We start from the raw sequence: 14,163 nt of genomic DNA on the forward strand, positions 1-14,163 counted from the left end.
CGCTCATCTAATACCATTATTCTACACTACATTGACTGATTATAAAACGGATTTGACAGATTCTTCGACAGTTGCCAGTGCTTCTTCAAGCTTTTCTGGCTGTTTCCCGCCTGCTTGTGCCATATCTGGGCGTCCGCCTCCGCCTCCGCCGCAAATTTCAGCTGCCTGCTTCACAAGTTTTCCTGCATGAAGACCTTTTTCAATGACATCTTTTGTCACACCGGCTGAAATGTTGACTTTTCCATTTTGAACGGCACCAAGTACGATGACAGCTGAACCTAATTTCGCTTTTAATTCATCAACCATCGTTCTTAAATGGTTCATGTCTTTGGCGTTTACTTTTTCAGTTAACACGTTCACTCCGCCAACTTCGATAACTTTTTCCAAAATAGAGCCAGCTTCTGCTTGACTTAATTTCGCAAGAAGTGATTCGTTTTCTCTTTGAACTTCTTTTAAATCAGCCTGCAAGGAAGCGATGCGTTTTGGTACATCTTTTGTATTTGATTTCAGTTCATTAGCTGCCTTTTCTAAAATCGCAAGCTGATCATTTAATTCTTCATAAGCACCTTTACCTGTTACAGCCTCAATACGGCGTGTTCCAGCACCAATACCCGATTCAGATGCAATTTTAAACAATCCGATCTCCGCAGTGTTTTGAACGTGACAGCCTCCGCATAACTCGATGCTGTAATCACCCACTTGCACAACACGGACAATATCGCCATACTTCTCGCCAAACAGCGCCATTGCGCCCATTTCTTTTGCTTCAGCAATTGGTTTCAGGTCAATGGCAACCGAAATGCCTTCCCAAATCTTTTCGTTGACGATTTTTTCAATTTGTGACAATTCTTCTTTTGTTACTTGTCCAAAGTGAGAAAAGTCAAAGCGAAGTCTGTTTTCATTCACAAGTGAACCCGCTTGGTTAACGTGGCTGCCCAATACATCTTTTAGCGCTTGGTGCAAAAGATGTGTCGCTGTGTGATTTTTCACAATGCCTTTTCGAAGCGCTGATTCGACTTCTGCAGTGACTTCAATGCCTTTTTGAACCGTACCACTTACGACGACTCCTTCGTGGACATGCTGGCCGTTTGGCGCCTTTTTCACATCTTTGATATCAATGATCGCTTCGGCACTTTTTAACGTTCCTTTATCCGCCACTTGTCCGCCGCTTTCCGCATAGAAAGGTGTTTCATCTAATAAAATTTGCACCGTTTCCCCTTCGTGTGCTTCTGTGACAATTTCACCGTTTTGAAGCAATTCGATAATACGAGCATCTGCAGTTAAATTTTCGTAGCCAACAAACGTACTTTCTGCTTTTATATCGCCTAAAGCCCCGCCTTGAACCTGCATACTGCCCACATCTTGTCTGGCATTTCTTGCACGTTCACGCTGCTTCTCCATTTCTAGCTGGAAGCCTTCACGATCGACTGTCATGTTCTCATCTTCAGCATATTCTTCTGTGAGTTCGACCGGGAATCCATATGTGTCATAAAGCTTAAACACATCTTTACCGGAAATTTGTGAGCTGCCATTGTCTCGTTCTTTTTTGATCACTTCTGATAAAATGGCTAACCCTTCATTCAGTGTCTCATGGAAACGCTCTTCTTCATTTTTGATCACTTTTGCAATAAATTCTTCTTTTGCTTGAACATCTGGATAGAAATCCTTCATGATCTCCGCAACAACTGGAACTAGATCATACATGAATGGACGGTGGATATGGATCGTTTTTGCATAACGCACAGCACGGCGCAGCAAACGTCTTAACACATAACCTCGGCCTTCATTAGAAGGAAGCGCTCCGTCACTGACGGCAAAGGCAACAGTACGAATATGGTCAGCAATGACTTTAAATGCTGTGTCTTTTTCTTTTGACTCCCCATAGCTTTCTCCAGAAATCGTTTCTACTGCACGAATAATCGGCATGAACAGGTCTGTATCAAAGTTCGTCGGTACGTTTTGAATCACAGAGACCATACGCTCAAGACCCATTCCTGTATCAATGTTTTTCTTCGGAAGCGGTGTATATGTACCATCTGGATTATGGTTAAATTCAGAAAAAACAAGATTCCATACTTCTAGATAACGTTCATTTTCTCCGCCTGGATATAATTCAGGGTCGTTCATGTCGTTGCCATATGCTTCGCCGCGATCATAGAAAATTTCTGTATTCGGACCACTTGGCCCCTCGCCAATATCCCAGAAGTTGCCCTCTAGACGAATAATTCGTTCCTCAGGGACACCCATTTTATCTCTCCAAAGAACATATGCTTCTTCATCCTCTGGATGTACCGTTACAGATAACAGATTCGGATCAAAGCCAATCCACTCGTCACTTGTGAGGAATTCCCAAGCCCATTCGATTGCCTCTTCTTTGAAATAGTCTCCAATAGAGAAGTTGCCCAGCATTTCAAAAAACGTATGATGGCGTGCTGTTTTCCCTACATTTTCAATGTCATTTGTACGAATTGATTTTTGTGCGTTGCAAATACGTGGATTCTCAGGCACGACGCGGCCATCGAAGTATTTCTTTAATGTTGCCACCCCGCTGTTAATCCATAAAAGTGTTGGATCGTCATGCGGTACGAGGGACGCACTCGGTTCGACAGCATGTCCTTTTTCTTTAAAAAAATCTAAAAACATTTGACGTACTTGAGCTGAAGTTAAAGTTTTCATCATAAATCCTCCCTTTTTATTCTCAATCTTCACACAAACGAAAAAACATCCCGCCCTATGCAAGCAAAAAACTACTTACACAGGGACGAGATGCTCTCGCGGTACCACCCTGATTATAGACATATGCGTCTATCACCTTCACATCCGATAACGCCGGAAGAGAGCGGCAGTGTTTATCTGCACTCGGGACTAGCTTCCGTTAAAGGTCTGATAAGGCTTTTCTCAGCAAACAAAGCCTCTCTCTGCAACAGCTTTTTAACGTACTCGGGTCCGTCATTGAATTCAATATGTATGAATCGAAATTATTATAGACAACTCGGCTCGTCTTGTCAATGAACGCTTCGTCTCATGTGAATATATTGCACAATAATGACCCTCATAATGGCTGCGGACGGTACGGCTAAAATCATTCCAATCAAGCCAAACAGCTCCCCTCCAGCGAGTAACACCAGCATGATCACGACAGGATGCATATGCAGGCTTCTCCCGACAATGATCGGACTCAGTACATTGCTTTCTAAAAATTGAAGCACGGCTACTGTAATTAGCACAATGATCACTGACTTCACTGAGATGGTAAAAGCGATAAAGACAGCTGGGATCGCTCCAATAATCGGGCCAAAATACGGAATGACATTCGTTGCACCGATTAACATACCTAGTACAAGCGGATATGGAATATGAAACAGCCAAAGAACAATGGCAGCAGCACCTCCAATTAAAGAACAGACAAGCAATTGCCCTCTAATATAATCCCCAAGTGAGTCATCCACTGCTTTCACAAAGGCATGTCCCCTTTTTCGAAAGCTTGGCGGGGTTAAATACCATGCTGCCCGCTTCATCGTGTTCATATCTTTCACCATATAAAAGACAAGAAAAGGAATAAGTGCAGCAACTAAGGCGTAATCAAGCAATACTTTACAGCTAAGAATCATCCGCTCTGCCCCATTTGCGGCATACGTCTCAGATTGGACAATAAAACGATCCAGCCGTTCATGCAGTCCATCAGGCCAGTGGCTTGTATGACGATGAACATGTGATAAAGCACCATTATACGTTTCGGCAAGCATGGGAATTTGCTCCGACAATTCATTTAACTGAGCGATTAAAACCGGTGCCCCTTTATACACAGCCAAACCAATGCCGCCAAAAAACAGCACATATATCAATAAGAGACTGACCGTCCTTGGCAAACCTCGCTTATGTAGTCTTTCAACAATTGGATAAAGAAGATAAGAAATAAAAATAGCGATAAGAAGCGGGATCAAAATCGCTTTGAGCAATAAAAAAATAGGCATCCATAACTCGTCGAGCTGAACCAAAATGAGTAAAGACGCAAGGACAAGCAGTACACCTGCAGCATATATTAGAAACTCGATCGGACGTTTCTTCACCTTTTTCACCTCTCTTCTTATTGTTTAACCAACTTCTGCAATTATCCATGTAAATAAAATTTGTCCTAACTTTGTTAAAAATGAATACACATGAAACATACGGCTCCATCCAAAGTCACTGTTTGCTGTAAAAATCTCGTTAGAAAATATTCCATTATTTTCTTATTTTCGCCTCATTTATGCTAGAATCCGCTTTAGCTCAATCATTAGAAGAGGAGGTTCTTCATGATCACATTCGAAGAAGTCAACAAGCATTACGGCCAGTTCCATGTACTTAAGGACATTAACCTACATATTCAAAAAGGTGAGGTTGTTGTGATCATCGGTCCTTCAGGATCTGGAAAAAGCACGATGCTCAGGTGTATCAATCGTCTTGAAAGCATTGATGAAGGAAAAGTCCTTGTCAATCAAGTGTCTGTTCAGCATCCGAAAACCAACATCAATCTCATCAGGCAAAATATCGGGATGGTGTTTCAGCACTTCCATCTTTATCCGCATAAGACGGTGCTTGAAAACATTATGCTTGCGCCGATGAAGGTTAAAAAAGTGAGCAAAGAAGAAGCAAAGGAAACAGCTGAATTTTATTTAAATAAAGTTGGCATTCCTGAAAAAGCAGACACCTACCCTTCTAGACTCTCAGGAGGACAACAGCAGCGTGTGGCAATCGCAAGGGGACTTGCAATGAAGCCTGAGGTCATGCTTTTCGATGAACCAACATCAGCTCTTGATCCAGAGATGATCGGTGAGGTGCTAGATGTGATGAAACAGCTGGCTAGGGAAGGGATGACAATGGTCGTTGTCACGCACGAGATGGGTTTTGCCCGTGAAGTCGCAGACCGTATTGTGTTTATTGATGAAGGAAGAATTCTTGAAGAATCTACACCAGCTGCCTTTTATGAAAAACCGCGCGAGAAACGCGCTCAGCTCTTTTTAAGCCGTATTTTAAATCACTAGGGGGAATGAATTTGATGAAAAAAATGAAACGCTTTGGCCTATTACTGTTGATGACTTGCTGTATGATCGCTCTCGCTGCCTGCGGCTCTGCCGAGAAAGGCTCAACCGATGCAAAACAAGGCAGCTCATTAGAAGCCATTAAGAAAGACAAAAAAATCGTTTTCGGTGTGAAAAACGATACTCGTTTATTTGGTCTAAAAAATCCTAGTAGCGGGGATATTGAAGGGTTTGATATCGATATCGCAAAAGCGATCACTAAAGAAATGCTCGGTGATGAAGGAAAAGCAGAATTTAAAGAAGTGACATCTAAAACAAGAATTCCTTTACTGCAAAAAGGAGATATTCATGCCATTGTTGCCACAATGACGATCACAGAAGAGCGTAAAAAAGAGGTCAATTTCTCAGACGTATACTTTGAAGCAGGACAATCACTGCTTGTGAAAAAAGGCAGCGACATTCAATCGATTGATGATCTTAAAAAAGGTACGAAGGTGCTTGCAGTGAAAGGGTCCACTTCTTCTCAAAACATTCGCGAAAAGGCACCAGAAGCATCCGTTTTAGAATTTGAAAATTACCAAGAAGCCTTTACAGCCTTAAAATCAAATCAAGGGCAAGTTCTGACAACTGATAATGCAATTTTATTTGGCATGGCAGACGAAGATTCAAATTATGAAGTCGTTGGTGGAACATTTACCGATGAGCCTTATGGCATCGCTGTGAAAAAAGGCGATGAAGAATTGACAGAAGCCATTAATAAAGCGTTAAAGGCATTAAAAGACAATGGAGAGTATGACAAGATTCATAAAAAATGGATCAAAGAATAATCAATTGACTCGATCAACCTCAACACCCTCAGGAGAGCCGCTTGCCGGCTCCTCTGTTGATTAGGAAGGAAGTGAACTGATTGCTGCGGTTTTCCATTTTAACTGAGAACTTCCATCTTTATTTAGAAGGGTTTAAATATACGATTGGTGCAAGTGTCATTGCGTTGATTGGAAGCTTTTTCATCGGTACACTCATTGCCATTATGAGAATTGCGCCACTAAGGCCGCTCAACTGGTTAGGGACGGCTTACGTGGAATTTATTCGGAATATTCCGTTATTATTGATCACCTTTGTGTTCTTTTTTGGTTTACCGGTACTTGGCATTGTGGCAGATGGCTTTACAGCAGGAACCATTGCCCTCTCCATTTATACGTCTGCTTTTATCGCTGAAGCCATTCGTGCAGGTATACAAGCTGTACCGCTTGGACAAATGGAGGCAGCTAGAGCTTCTGGTCTGTCCTATGGCGGAACGATGCGATATATTATTCTGCCGCAGGCCATCAAAATTGTCATTCCACCACTTGGGAATCAATTTATCAACCTTGTGAAAAACTCGTCTATTTTAGGTGTCATTGCAGGGTTTGATCTGATGTACCAAGGAGACCTTATCGCTTCGAGAACGTTTGTGACATTTGATGTATACATTTTTGTTGCCATGTTCTATCTTCTATTGACCATTCCGCTTAGTCTAGGCGTTGGTTATTTAGAAAAAAGATTAGCCCGAAGCCACTAGAAAGGAGGAAACACAATGGATTTTATAGGTGCCTACCAGCCCGATCATCTCGCCTTTTTACTTGAAGGATTTGCTGTCACCTTAAAAGTGGCTTTTATCTCCATCATTTTAAGCTTTATCATCGGATTAGTCGTTGGCACATTGAGGTTCGCACAAATCCCTATTTTATCAAAGGTGCTTGCGGTCATTGTTGAAACTGTTCGGAACCTACCGCTTTTGCTGATCATCTTTTTTACGTATTTCGCCCTGCCTGAAATTGGTATTAAGCTGAGCATCACGGCCTCTGCCATTGCGGCTTTAACCGTGTTTGAATCCGCTATGCTGTCAGAAATCATTCGCAGCGGATTAAAATCAATTGATAAAGGACAAATCGAGGCGGCCAGATCCTCTGGTTTAACGTATATTCAAACATTAAAAATGATTATCATGCCACAGGCGTTACGCCGAATGGTACCGCCGATTGTCAGTCAATTTATTTCTCTTTTAAAAGATACATCGCTTGCCGTTGTAATTGCCCTTCCAGAGTTATTGCATCACGCGCAGATTTTAAATGGTCAAAGCCAATCTTATTTACTTCCTATTTTCCTCTTGGCGGCCATGATGTATTTTGTTGTTAACTTCAGCTTGTCCTTACTTGCACGGAGATTAGAGTACAGGCAGGCATAAAAACAGGACATCCGCTCATGGTGGATGTCCCTTTTTGTTTAAAGCATTCGCATAACTCGTTTTCTCATCTTTTTCATATCCCGCTTAGATGGCATATCATATCGACTTGCAAAGTGATATGCGAGTGCACCTGCACCAAGCGTTAATAGTGAAGAAGTCATTTTGCCCATTCGAAATTCCCCCTTAACACTTATAGTTGAATTGAACGTTCATCGTCACTAAACAGGTCGTCTAAACTGCTTAGTGTACCGTCTTCCTCCACTTGGTGAGTAGATATTTTGCCTTTTGACAGTGTCAATTCAATAAAACAGCCCCAGCAATAATATTGATTGACCCCAATTTTTCCGATGTCTTTACATTTGCAATTTGGGCAAATGAGCATATTCAGCACCTCTTTACGTTCGGTTTAGAACAAGTGCTTCCTTTTGAACATCCATCAAGGTTCCGGCAGCATGCAGCTGCTTTCGAATCCCTGATAGCTCTGTAAAGAAGCCGTCCGAGAGTTCATATGCTACGATTGTGCCCGAATTCATGCAAAAGTATACATCTTCCAAAACACCTAATGTTTCACCATCTGGCGTACGGATCATTTTCTTTTTTAATTTCGAAAAGAAAAAGGATGGGGCGGTGGTATCTATCTCGATGCCCTTCTGGCAGCTCACATATAGACCTTTGTCTGTCAGTTTGTCGCCAGCTGAGAATGGAATGAAAGCACAGTCTTTCTTTTTCCCATCTAAAACATATCCCCCGCAGCTGCCGCCGGCTAAAAAGCAAATATCTTTGATCGCCCCAAGTGAATAAGACAGCTCGTCTGTATAGATCGTCAATCCTTCAAGCTCTCGACATGTTCTCAAAATGTGATCAACCACCTTTTCGGAACAGTCTTATCGTGTGCGTTTCCTCTATGACTCATACGAAGAAATGGCTTCCATGAAGGAAGCCATTTACTCTTGCATAAAATCAAACGGAGTGATTCCCTCCATGCCAATATTGGCATCGTGTACGCTGAAAGGAAGTTCTTTTTGGAGGGCTGCTAGCTCAGCGTCCATGATTTCTTCCGTTTCAGTAAGACGCATGGTTAAAGACGTTTGTCTGAGGGAGTCTTCATTATTTTTCACGCCCCACTCTAATGCTGATTCCTCACCGCACAAAATTAAAAACTTTTTACTTCGTGTAATGGCCGTGTAAAGCAAATTTCTTCGAAGCATTCGATAATAACTTCTTACGACTGGCAGCACCACGATTGGGAATTCACTGCCCTGGGATTTATGAATCGAGCAACAATAAGCGTGTGTAAATTGATGAAAATCTTTTTTCGTAAACGTGATTTCATTTCCATCAAAGGAGATGACCGCCATATCTTCTTTTTCCGTGTTTTCTTTCGCATAAAAGATCGAGACAATTTCGCCAATATCTCCATTAAAAATGTTATTCTCGGGCTGATTGACAAGCTGAAGTACCTTATCACCTGTCCGGTAGACAACATCACCAAAAGGAATTTCTCTTCCTTTTGGCTTTTTAGGATTCAAAATTTGCTGAAGCATTTTATTCAGTTCATTAATGCCTGCTTTTCCTTTATACATCGGGGCAAGCACTTGAATGTCCTTTGCTGAATAACCCTTTTGCGCAGCATTGCTGACCACTTTCTCGATGACTTCTTTCATTTGGTCACTAGAGCATTGAATAAAGGATCGATCCTTCGAGCGTGCAGTAATATCCTTTGGCAAAACACCATTTTTCATATCATGCGCAAGCTCAACAATTGTTGAACCGTCTGCCTGCCGGTAAATATCAGTTAGTGTAACTGCCGGTATAGCTTGTGACGCAAGCAGGTCTCTTAACACTTGACCAGGCCCGACAGATGGAAGTTGATGTTCGTCTCCAACCATAATGACTTGAATATGATCTGGGATCGCCTTAAACAAATGGTTCGCCAGCCAAATATCCAGCATACTCGATTCATCAATGATGACAAGCTTTCCTTCAATCGGCTGGTCTTCATCATGTGAGAAGCCTTCTGATCCATTCCAGCCTAGCAGCCGGTGAATGGTCACAGCAGGGAGCCCAGTGGATTCTGTCATTCGTTTCGCAGCACGTCCAGTTGGTGCGGCAAGCACGAACGGAAATGCTTCATCTTTTTTATAATCACCCGGGTCAAGAGATACGCCGTGAAGATCGCTATAAAGCTCGACAATCCCTTTAATGACCGTCGTTTTCCCTGTACCCGGTCCGCCTGTTAAAAGCAGCATTGGAGACATGAGTGCCTTTTGAATGGCTTCTTTTTGGGTTGGTGCATACTGGACACCAAGCCGTTCCTCCAGTTCACCGAGTGCAAGCAGAAATTCTGATTCAGGAAATTGATCTGCATATTCCGTTTGAGCGACAATTTTTTGAATGCGTTTTGCCACACTTTGCTCCGCATAAAAGAGCGACGGATGATAACAGCGCTCATCTTCAATAATCATGTCTTTCCCTTCACCAAGTGCAATGATCTGATTGGCAACGTCCATTTCAGTCACTTTGTAGTCATTGCCGGTTTGATTCAGCAGTTTACGGGTTTCGACGATCAGATCTTTCGTTTGTATGTACGTATGACCGTCCTGCAGGCTTGCTGTCTCAACGGTATACAAAAGGGCTGCACGAATGCGTTCTGGATCATTTCCAGATATCCCTGTTCTAGCGCCGAGTTCATCAGCTTTAATAAATCCAATCCCCTCTACGTCTTTGACGAGCTGATAAGGGTTTTCTTCAATTTTCTGCAACGTTTCACTCTCGTACGCTTGGTAAATTTTCATGCTAAGCTGAGGACCAAAGCCATATTGATTCAGGCTGATCATGATTTGCTCAAGCCCTTGATGCTCCTGAAGTGCGGCAGCCAGCTTATCTGCCTTCTTTTTTGACAGGCGAGGGACGTCATACAAAACAGACGGATCACGCATAATTTGATGAAGCGTCTGATTGCCAAGCTTGCCGACGATTTCTTCCGCCGTCTTTTTCCCAATCCCTTCAAACAAGTCACTAGAAAGATAATGAATAATGCCTTGTTTTGTTGTAGGGACTTCCTTTTGAAAATGAGTGGCTTGAAACTGCTCGCCAAACTTCGGATGACTTGTGACCTTGCCATAGAAGGTGTAGGTTTCCTCCTCATGAAGCGCTGGGAAGTAGCCTGTGACAGATGCTGTTTTTTCCTCTAAATTCTCTGATGTTTCAATGACTTTTACTTTTAACACCGAGTATAAATTACTTTCATTATGGAAAATAACGGCTTGAACCGTCCCTTTTAAAAACGGTTCGTCTTCAAGCTTCATTTGATCTGGATGTTCCTGCACAGGTCTTCCCTCCTTCCGGTTATTCTGCCTCTTGAATTAGCTTTTGCGCATGCAATGCAAGCATATGATCAGGCTGCACGTCAATGGCTTTTCCTAGCATTTCAAGCGCTTCGTCCTTTTTCTCTAAATACGCATACGCAACGCCTGCATTATAAAAGGCGTCTGCATGCTGCGAATCTCGCGTAATCACTTCAGTAAAGACTGCGACCGCTTCCTCCAGCAGATGTTCATTCGCTAAGCACATACCAAATTGAAATCTTGCTTCGTTATCTTCTTCGTTTAGCTCAACTGCACGCTGAAGATAAGGCATCGCAAGCTTCGGCTGCTCTAATTTCATCAGTGTCTGCCCTAACATATAAAACAAATCACTGTTTTCCATTCCAGCTTGTAGCGCTTGCTCAAAATAGTCTTTCGCTTTCATAAAGTCTTCTTTCATCGTATAGACATTTCCTGCTCCGTAATAGGCTGCAGCTGCTGTATGATCAAGTTCAATGGCTTTTTGAAAGAAGTTCAAAGCACGTTCAAATTCATGAACACTTGAAAGTAAATTCGCAAAGTTAATATATGGAACCGGGTCCTTTGGGCTTTCTTCAATGGCTTTCGTAAAAGCTTCAGCTGCCTGTTCGATGTTCCCTTGATTTAAAGCTTCAATACCGATTTCGTTATGATTCATTCGCTCTCTTCATCCTTTCATTAAAAAACCTCAACAGCGACGTTGAGGTTTTTAACACATGTTACACATACGACAGCTTTTGGCCATCTTTAAAGACATCGTCAATGGTTCCGCCGCCAAGACATTCTTCGCCATCATAAAAAACAACAGCTTGTCCTGGAGTGACAGCACGAACGGGTTCATCAAAGATCACCATTGCTTCCTGCTCACCTGTCATTTTGACTTTTACATGATGGTCTTCTTGACGGTATCGGAATTTTGCTGTGCATGTGAGTTCACCGTTTTCGCCGACAATATGAGGACGAGTCCAGCTGATGTTAACAGCTGAAATACTTTCAGAGTATAAAAGCGGATTGTGGAAGCCTTGTTCAACAAATAAGATATTTTTCTCTAAGTCCTTCCCAACAACGAACCACGGATCACCGCTTCCGCCAATGCCAAGTCCTTGGCGTTGACCGATCGTGTAATACATGAGTCCATCATGTTCACCTTTTACTTCTCCGTCCATTGTCTGCATCACACCGGGCTGTGCAGGCAAATATTGGCTAAGGAACGTTTTAAAGTTTCTTTCCCCAATAAAGCAGATGCCCGTAGAATCTTTTTTCGTTGCTGTTGCGAGCTCTGCTTCTTTCGCTAATTCACGCACTCTTTTTTTCTCTAAATCGCCGATTGGGAACAACACTTTATCAAGTTGTTCTTGAGTCAGCTGATTCAAGAAATAAGTTTGGTCTTTGTTTGTATCAAGACCTCTTAGCATTTTCACTTCATCGCCGGTTCTGTCGACACGGGCATAGTGGCCTGTTGCCAAATAATCCGCTCCAAGCGACAATGCATGCTCAAGAAATGCTTTGAACTTAATTTCTTTATTACACATGACATCTGGATTCGGCGTTCTGCCTGCTTTATATTCATCAAGAAAATATTGAAACACTTTGTCCCAATACTGTTTCTCGAAATTCACTGCATAATATGGGATTCCAATCTGGTTACAAACACGAATGACATCCTCATAGTCCTCCGTTGCTGTACATACACCATTTTCATCTGTGTCATCCCAGTTTTTCATAAATATGCCGATCACATCATAGCCTTGCTCCTTTAACATGAGCGCAGCAACTGATGAATCGACGCCTCCGGACATACCGACCACAACTCTTGTGTCTTCAGGTCTTTTTGTCATCTTCATCAACTCCAATTTCAATGAAACAACGTGCGCGTTTCGTTCTTCAGGTGCCTAGCTGTTTCATTTTTCACACACGAACAAAAGGGAGCATTTATTTGGCTAGGCGTTTCACGACAGCCGCTATCTTATGCGCCGCCTGCTTCACATGTTCCTCTTCATTTCCAAGACCGAAGCTTATTCTGACTGAGGATGTCAGCTCTTTTGCTTCTTCACCATACATGGCGCTTAATACGTGCGAAGGAAGGACAGATCCAGCCGTACATGCTGACCCGCTTGAAACAGCAATCCCTTCCATATCTAAGTTCACAAGTAACGATTCAATAGAAACGCCCGGGAAGTGGACATTTAAAATATGCGGCAATGTCTCTTTCGGATGTCCATTGATAGAGAAATTGAGTGATTCCTCTTCGAATACTTGCAGCATCGCTTCTTTGAGCTTACCATAATGCACTGCTTTTTCTCTTCTATTTTGCTTTGTTAATTGAACTGCTTCTGCAAGTCCAATGATTCCCGCCACATTTTCAGTACCAGCACGGCGTTTTCTCTCTTGTTCTCCTCCGAATAGCTGCGGAGAAAGTTTTACACGCTCATTCACGTATAAAAAGCCTGTTCCCATCGGGCCATTTAGTTTATGACCGGACGCAGATAAGAGGTCGATATGAAGTTCTGTGACATCAATTGATATTGTCCCAAATGCTTGTACAGCGTCTGTATGAAAATAAGCAGTGTGTTCGTGTAAAAGTTGACCAATTTCTTTAATTGGCTGAATCACACCTGTTTCGTTATTGCCATACATGATGGTCACCAGAATTGTATCGTCTCTTAGTGCTTGTTTTAATTGATCAAGATGAATCAATCCAGTGTGATCCACATCTAAATACGTCACATCAAAACCAAGCTTCTCTAAGCGTTCGCATGTATGCAGCACTGCATGATGCTCAGTTTTTGTTGTGATGATATGTTTTCCTTCATGCTGCCTTGCCATTGCAACACCTGTAATGGCCAAGTTGTCTGCCTCTGTTCCCCCGCTTGTGAGGATGATCTCCTGCTGCTTACAGTGTAATTCTCCTGCAATGACTTCCCTTGCTTCATCGAGCCACTTTCTTGCCTCGCGCCCATATGAATGAATACTAGAGGGATTGCCAAATATCTCTGTAAAGTAAGGCATCATCTTGTCCACAATTCGCTGATCCATCGGCGTTGTGGCTGCATGATCTAAATAGATACGTTCCATTTCCGGTACACCTCTGATCTAAATATAGAACATATACGCCTCTTGATCCTCATCATCTTTATAGCTTGCTAAGTCTTCAAGAGTTGTATTGTCTAGTACGTCTTTTACTGCATCACGAATACGAATCCAAAGTGCACGCTTTGCTGGCTCTTCGTTTTCGATCACTTCAACAGGACTAATAGGTCCTTCTAATACTCGAATAATATCACCGGCTGTAATCTCGTTTGGCTCATGGGCAAGCACATAGCCGCCATACGCTCCACGGATACTTTTCACAAGACGTGCATTGCGAAGTGGTGATACAAGCTGCTCTAAATAATGCTCAGACAAATCATTGTTTTGAGCGATTGATTTTAATGATGTAGGGCCTTCGCCATGTTTTTTGGCTAATTCGATCATGATCGTCAGACCATATCTGCCTTTAGTAGAAATTTTCAAGTTAAACACCTCTGCGTTTTCTATTTCTATGTCATCAATTATTTTTCTGATTTCATAT

Annotated in this window: 14 protein-coding genes and 1 other annotated feature; of the genes, 4 read left to right on the top strand and 10 right to left on the bottom strand. The window is 42.4% G+C overall.

The features are described 5' to 3' along the window. Positions 1-39 precede the first annotated feature (39 nt). The gene (alaS, locus tag NST09_RS12455) at positions 40-2,676 is read right to left on the bottom strand and encodes an alanine--tRNA ligase (RefSeq protein ID WP_017367696.1); all 2,637 of its coding nucleotides are present in this window, start codon (positions 2,674-2,676) and stop codon (positions 40-42) included. Positions 2,677-2,754: 78 nt separating this feature from the next. Beyond that, positions 2,755-2,962, bottom strand: a binding site (T-box leader). 43 nt (positions 2,963-3,005) lie between these two features. After that, on the bottom strand, positions 3,006-4,070 hold the full coding sequence (locus NST09_RS12460) for an AI-2E family transporter (protein WP_048003312.1): 1,065 nt from the start codon (positions 4,068-4,070) through the stop codon (positions 3,006-3,008). A gap of 225 nt (positions 4,071-4,295) precedes the next feature. Here NST09_RS12460 and NST09_RS12465 point away from each other — a divergent pair, with 225 nt between their 5' ends. The 4 genes from NST09_RS12465 (at position 4,296) to NST09_RS12480 (ending at position 7,248) form a co-directional block, all read left to right on the top strand. Further along, a complete protein-coding gene (locus NST09_RS12465; protein ID WP_007501456.1) occupies positions 4,296-5,024 on the top strand; it encodes an amino acid ABC transporter ATP-binding protein in 729 nt (242 codons plus the stop codon). A gap of 14 nt (positions 5,025-5,038) precedes the next feature. Then, entirely contained in the window at positions 5,039-5,848 is an 810-nt protein-coding gene (locus tag NST09_RS12470; RefSeq protein ID WP_008342689.1) for a transporter substrate-binding domain-containing protein, read from the top strand. An 80-nt stretch (positions 5,849-5,928) separates the two neighbouring features. Next, the gene (locus tag NST09_RS12475; protein ID WP_007501460.1) at positions 5,929-6,582 is read left to right on the top strand and encodes an amino acid ABC transporter permease; all 654 of its coding nucleotides are present in this window, start codon (positions 5,929-5,931) and stop codon (positions 6,580-6,582) included. 15 nt (positions 6,583-6,597) lie between these two features. Further along, the gene (locus NST09_RS12480) at positions 6,598-7,248 is read left to right on the top strand and encodes an amino acid ABC transporter permease (RefSeq protein WP_017367699.1); all 651 of its coding nucleotides are present in this window, start codon (positions 6,598-6,600) and stop codon (positions 7,246-7,248) included. Between the two features lie 38 nt (positions 7,249-7,286). Here NST09_RS12480 and NST09_RS12485 read toward each other — a convergent pair whose 3' ends face one another. The 8 genes from NST09_RS12485 to NST09_RS12520 all read right to left on the bottom strand — a co-directional run bounded on the left by NST09_RS12485 (position 7,287) and on the right by NST09_RS12520 (position 14,105). Next, positions 7,287-7,418 carry a YrzQ family protein gene (locus tag NST09_RS12485; RefSeq protein ID WP_008342695.1) on the bottom strand — a complete coding sequence of 44 codons (132 nt, stop codon included), beginning with the start codon at positions 7,416-7,418 and terminating at the stop codon, positions 7,287-7,289. Positions 7,419-7,438: 20 nt separating this feature from the next. Then, positions 7,439-7,630, bottom strand: coding sequence for a hypothetical protein (locus NST09_RS12490; RefSeq protein ID WP_003216308.1), 192 nt, complete (start codon positions 7,628-7,630; stop codon positions 7,439-7,441). Positions 7,631-7,643: 13 nt separating this feature from the next. Continuing rightward, positions 7,644-8,102 carry a PRC-barrel domain-containing protein gene (locus tag NST09_RS12495; RefSeq protein ID WP_008342703.1) on the bottom strand — a complete coding sequence of 153 codons (459 nt, stop codon included), beginning with the start codon at positions 8,100-8,102 and terminating at the stop codon, positions 7,644-7,646. A 90-nt stretch (positions 8,103-8,192) separates the two neighbouring features. Next, the gene (locus NST09_RS12500; protein ID WP_073413632.1) at positions 8,193-10,577 is read right to left on the bottom strand and encodes an ATP-dependent RecD-like DNA helicase; all 2,385 of its coding nucleotides are present in this window, start codon (positions 10,575-10,577) and stop codon (positions 8,193-8,195) included. 19 nt (positions 10,578-10,596) lie between these two features. Next, positions 10,597-11,250: a tetratricopeptide repeat protein gene (locus tag NST09_RS12505; RefSeq protein WP_045034108.1), complete on the bottom strand. Its 654-nt coding sequence runs from the start codon at positions 11,248-11,250 to the stop codon at positions 10,597-10,599. A gap of 61 nt (positions 11,251-11,311) precedes the next feature. Beyond that, positions 11,312-12,430: a tRNA 2-thiouridine(34) synthase MnmA gene (gene mnmA / locus NST09_RS12510; RefSeq protein WP_008342709.1), complete on the bottom strand. Its 1,119-nt coding sequence runs from the start codon at positions 12,428-12,430 to the stop codon at positions 11,312-11,314. Positions 12,431-12,524: 94 nt separating this feature from the next. After that, positions 12,525-13,667 (bottom strand): cysteine desulfurase family protein, encoded by a 1,143-nt coding sequence (locus NST09_RS12515; RefSeq protein WP_008342711.1) that lies wholly within the window; start codon positions 13,665-13,667, stop codon positions 12,525-12,527. An 18-nt stretch (positions 13,668-13,685) separates the two neighbouring features. Next, positions 13,686-14,105 carry an Rrf2 family transcriptional regulator gene (locus tag NST09_RS12520; RefSeq protein ID WP_008342713.1) on the bottom strand — a complete coding sequence of 140 codons (420 nt, stop codon included), beginning with the start codon at positions 14,103-14,105 and terminating at the stop codon, positions 13,686-13,688. Between the last annotated feature and the right edge of the window lie 58 nt (positions 14,106-14,163).

Origin of the sequence: Bacillus sp. FSL W7-1346, from assembly GCF_038593335.1 — a bacterium.
GTDB lineage: Bacteria > Bacillota > Bacilli > Bacillales > Bacillaceae > Bacillus > Bacillus altitudinis.

What these genes read in the sequence shown, in the direction of transcription:
- alaS (WP_017367696.1), bottom strand. Translation starts at nt 2,676, where the DNA reads ATGAAAACTTTAACTTCAGCTCAAGTACGTCAAATGTTTTTAGATTTT.
- NST09_RS12465 (WP_007501456.1), top strand. Translation starts at nt 4,296, where the DNA reads ATGATCACATTCGAAGAAGTCAACAAGCATTACGGCCAGTTCCATGTA.
- NST09_RS12470 (WP_008342689.1), top strand. Translation starts at nt 5,039, where the DNA reads ATGAAAAAAATGAAACGCTTTGGCCTATTACTGTTGATGACTTGCTGT.
- NST09_RS12485 (WP_008342695.1), bottom strand. Translation starts at nt 7,418, where the DNA reads ATGGGCAAAATGACTTCTTCACTATTAACGCTTGGTGCAGGTGCACTC.
- mnmA (WP_008342709.1), bottom strand. Translation starts at nt 12,430, where the DNA reads ATGACAAAAAGACCTGAAGACACAAGAGTTGTGGTCGGTATGTCCGGA.
- NST09_RS12515 (WP_008342711.1), bottom strand. Translation starts at nt 13,667, where the DNA reads ATGGAACGTATCTATTTAGATCATGCAGCCACAACGCCGATGGATCAG.
- NST09_RS12480 (WP_017367699.1), top strand. Translation starts at nt 6,598, where the DNA reads ATGGATTTTATAGGTGCCTACCAGCCCGATCATCTCGCCTTTTTACTT.
- NST09_RS12505 (WP_045034108.1), bottom strand. Translation starts at nt 11,250, where the DNA reads ATGAATCATAACGAAATCGGTATTGAAGCTTTAAATCAAGGGAACATC.
- NST09_RS12490 (WP_003216308.1), bottom strand. Translation starts at nt 7,630, where the DNA reads ATGCTCATTTGCCCAAATTGCAAATGTAAAGACATCGGAAAAATTGGG.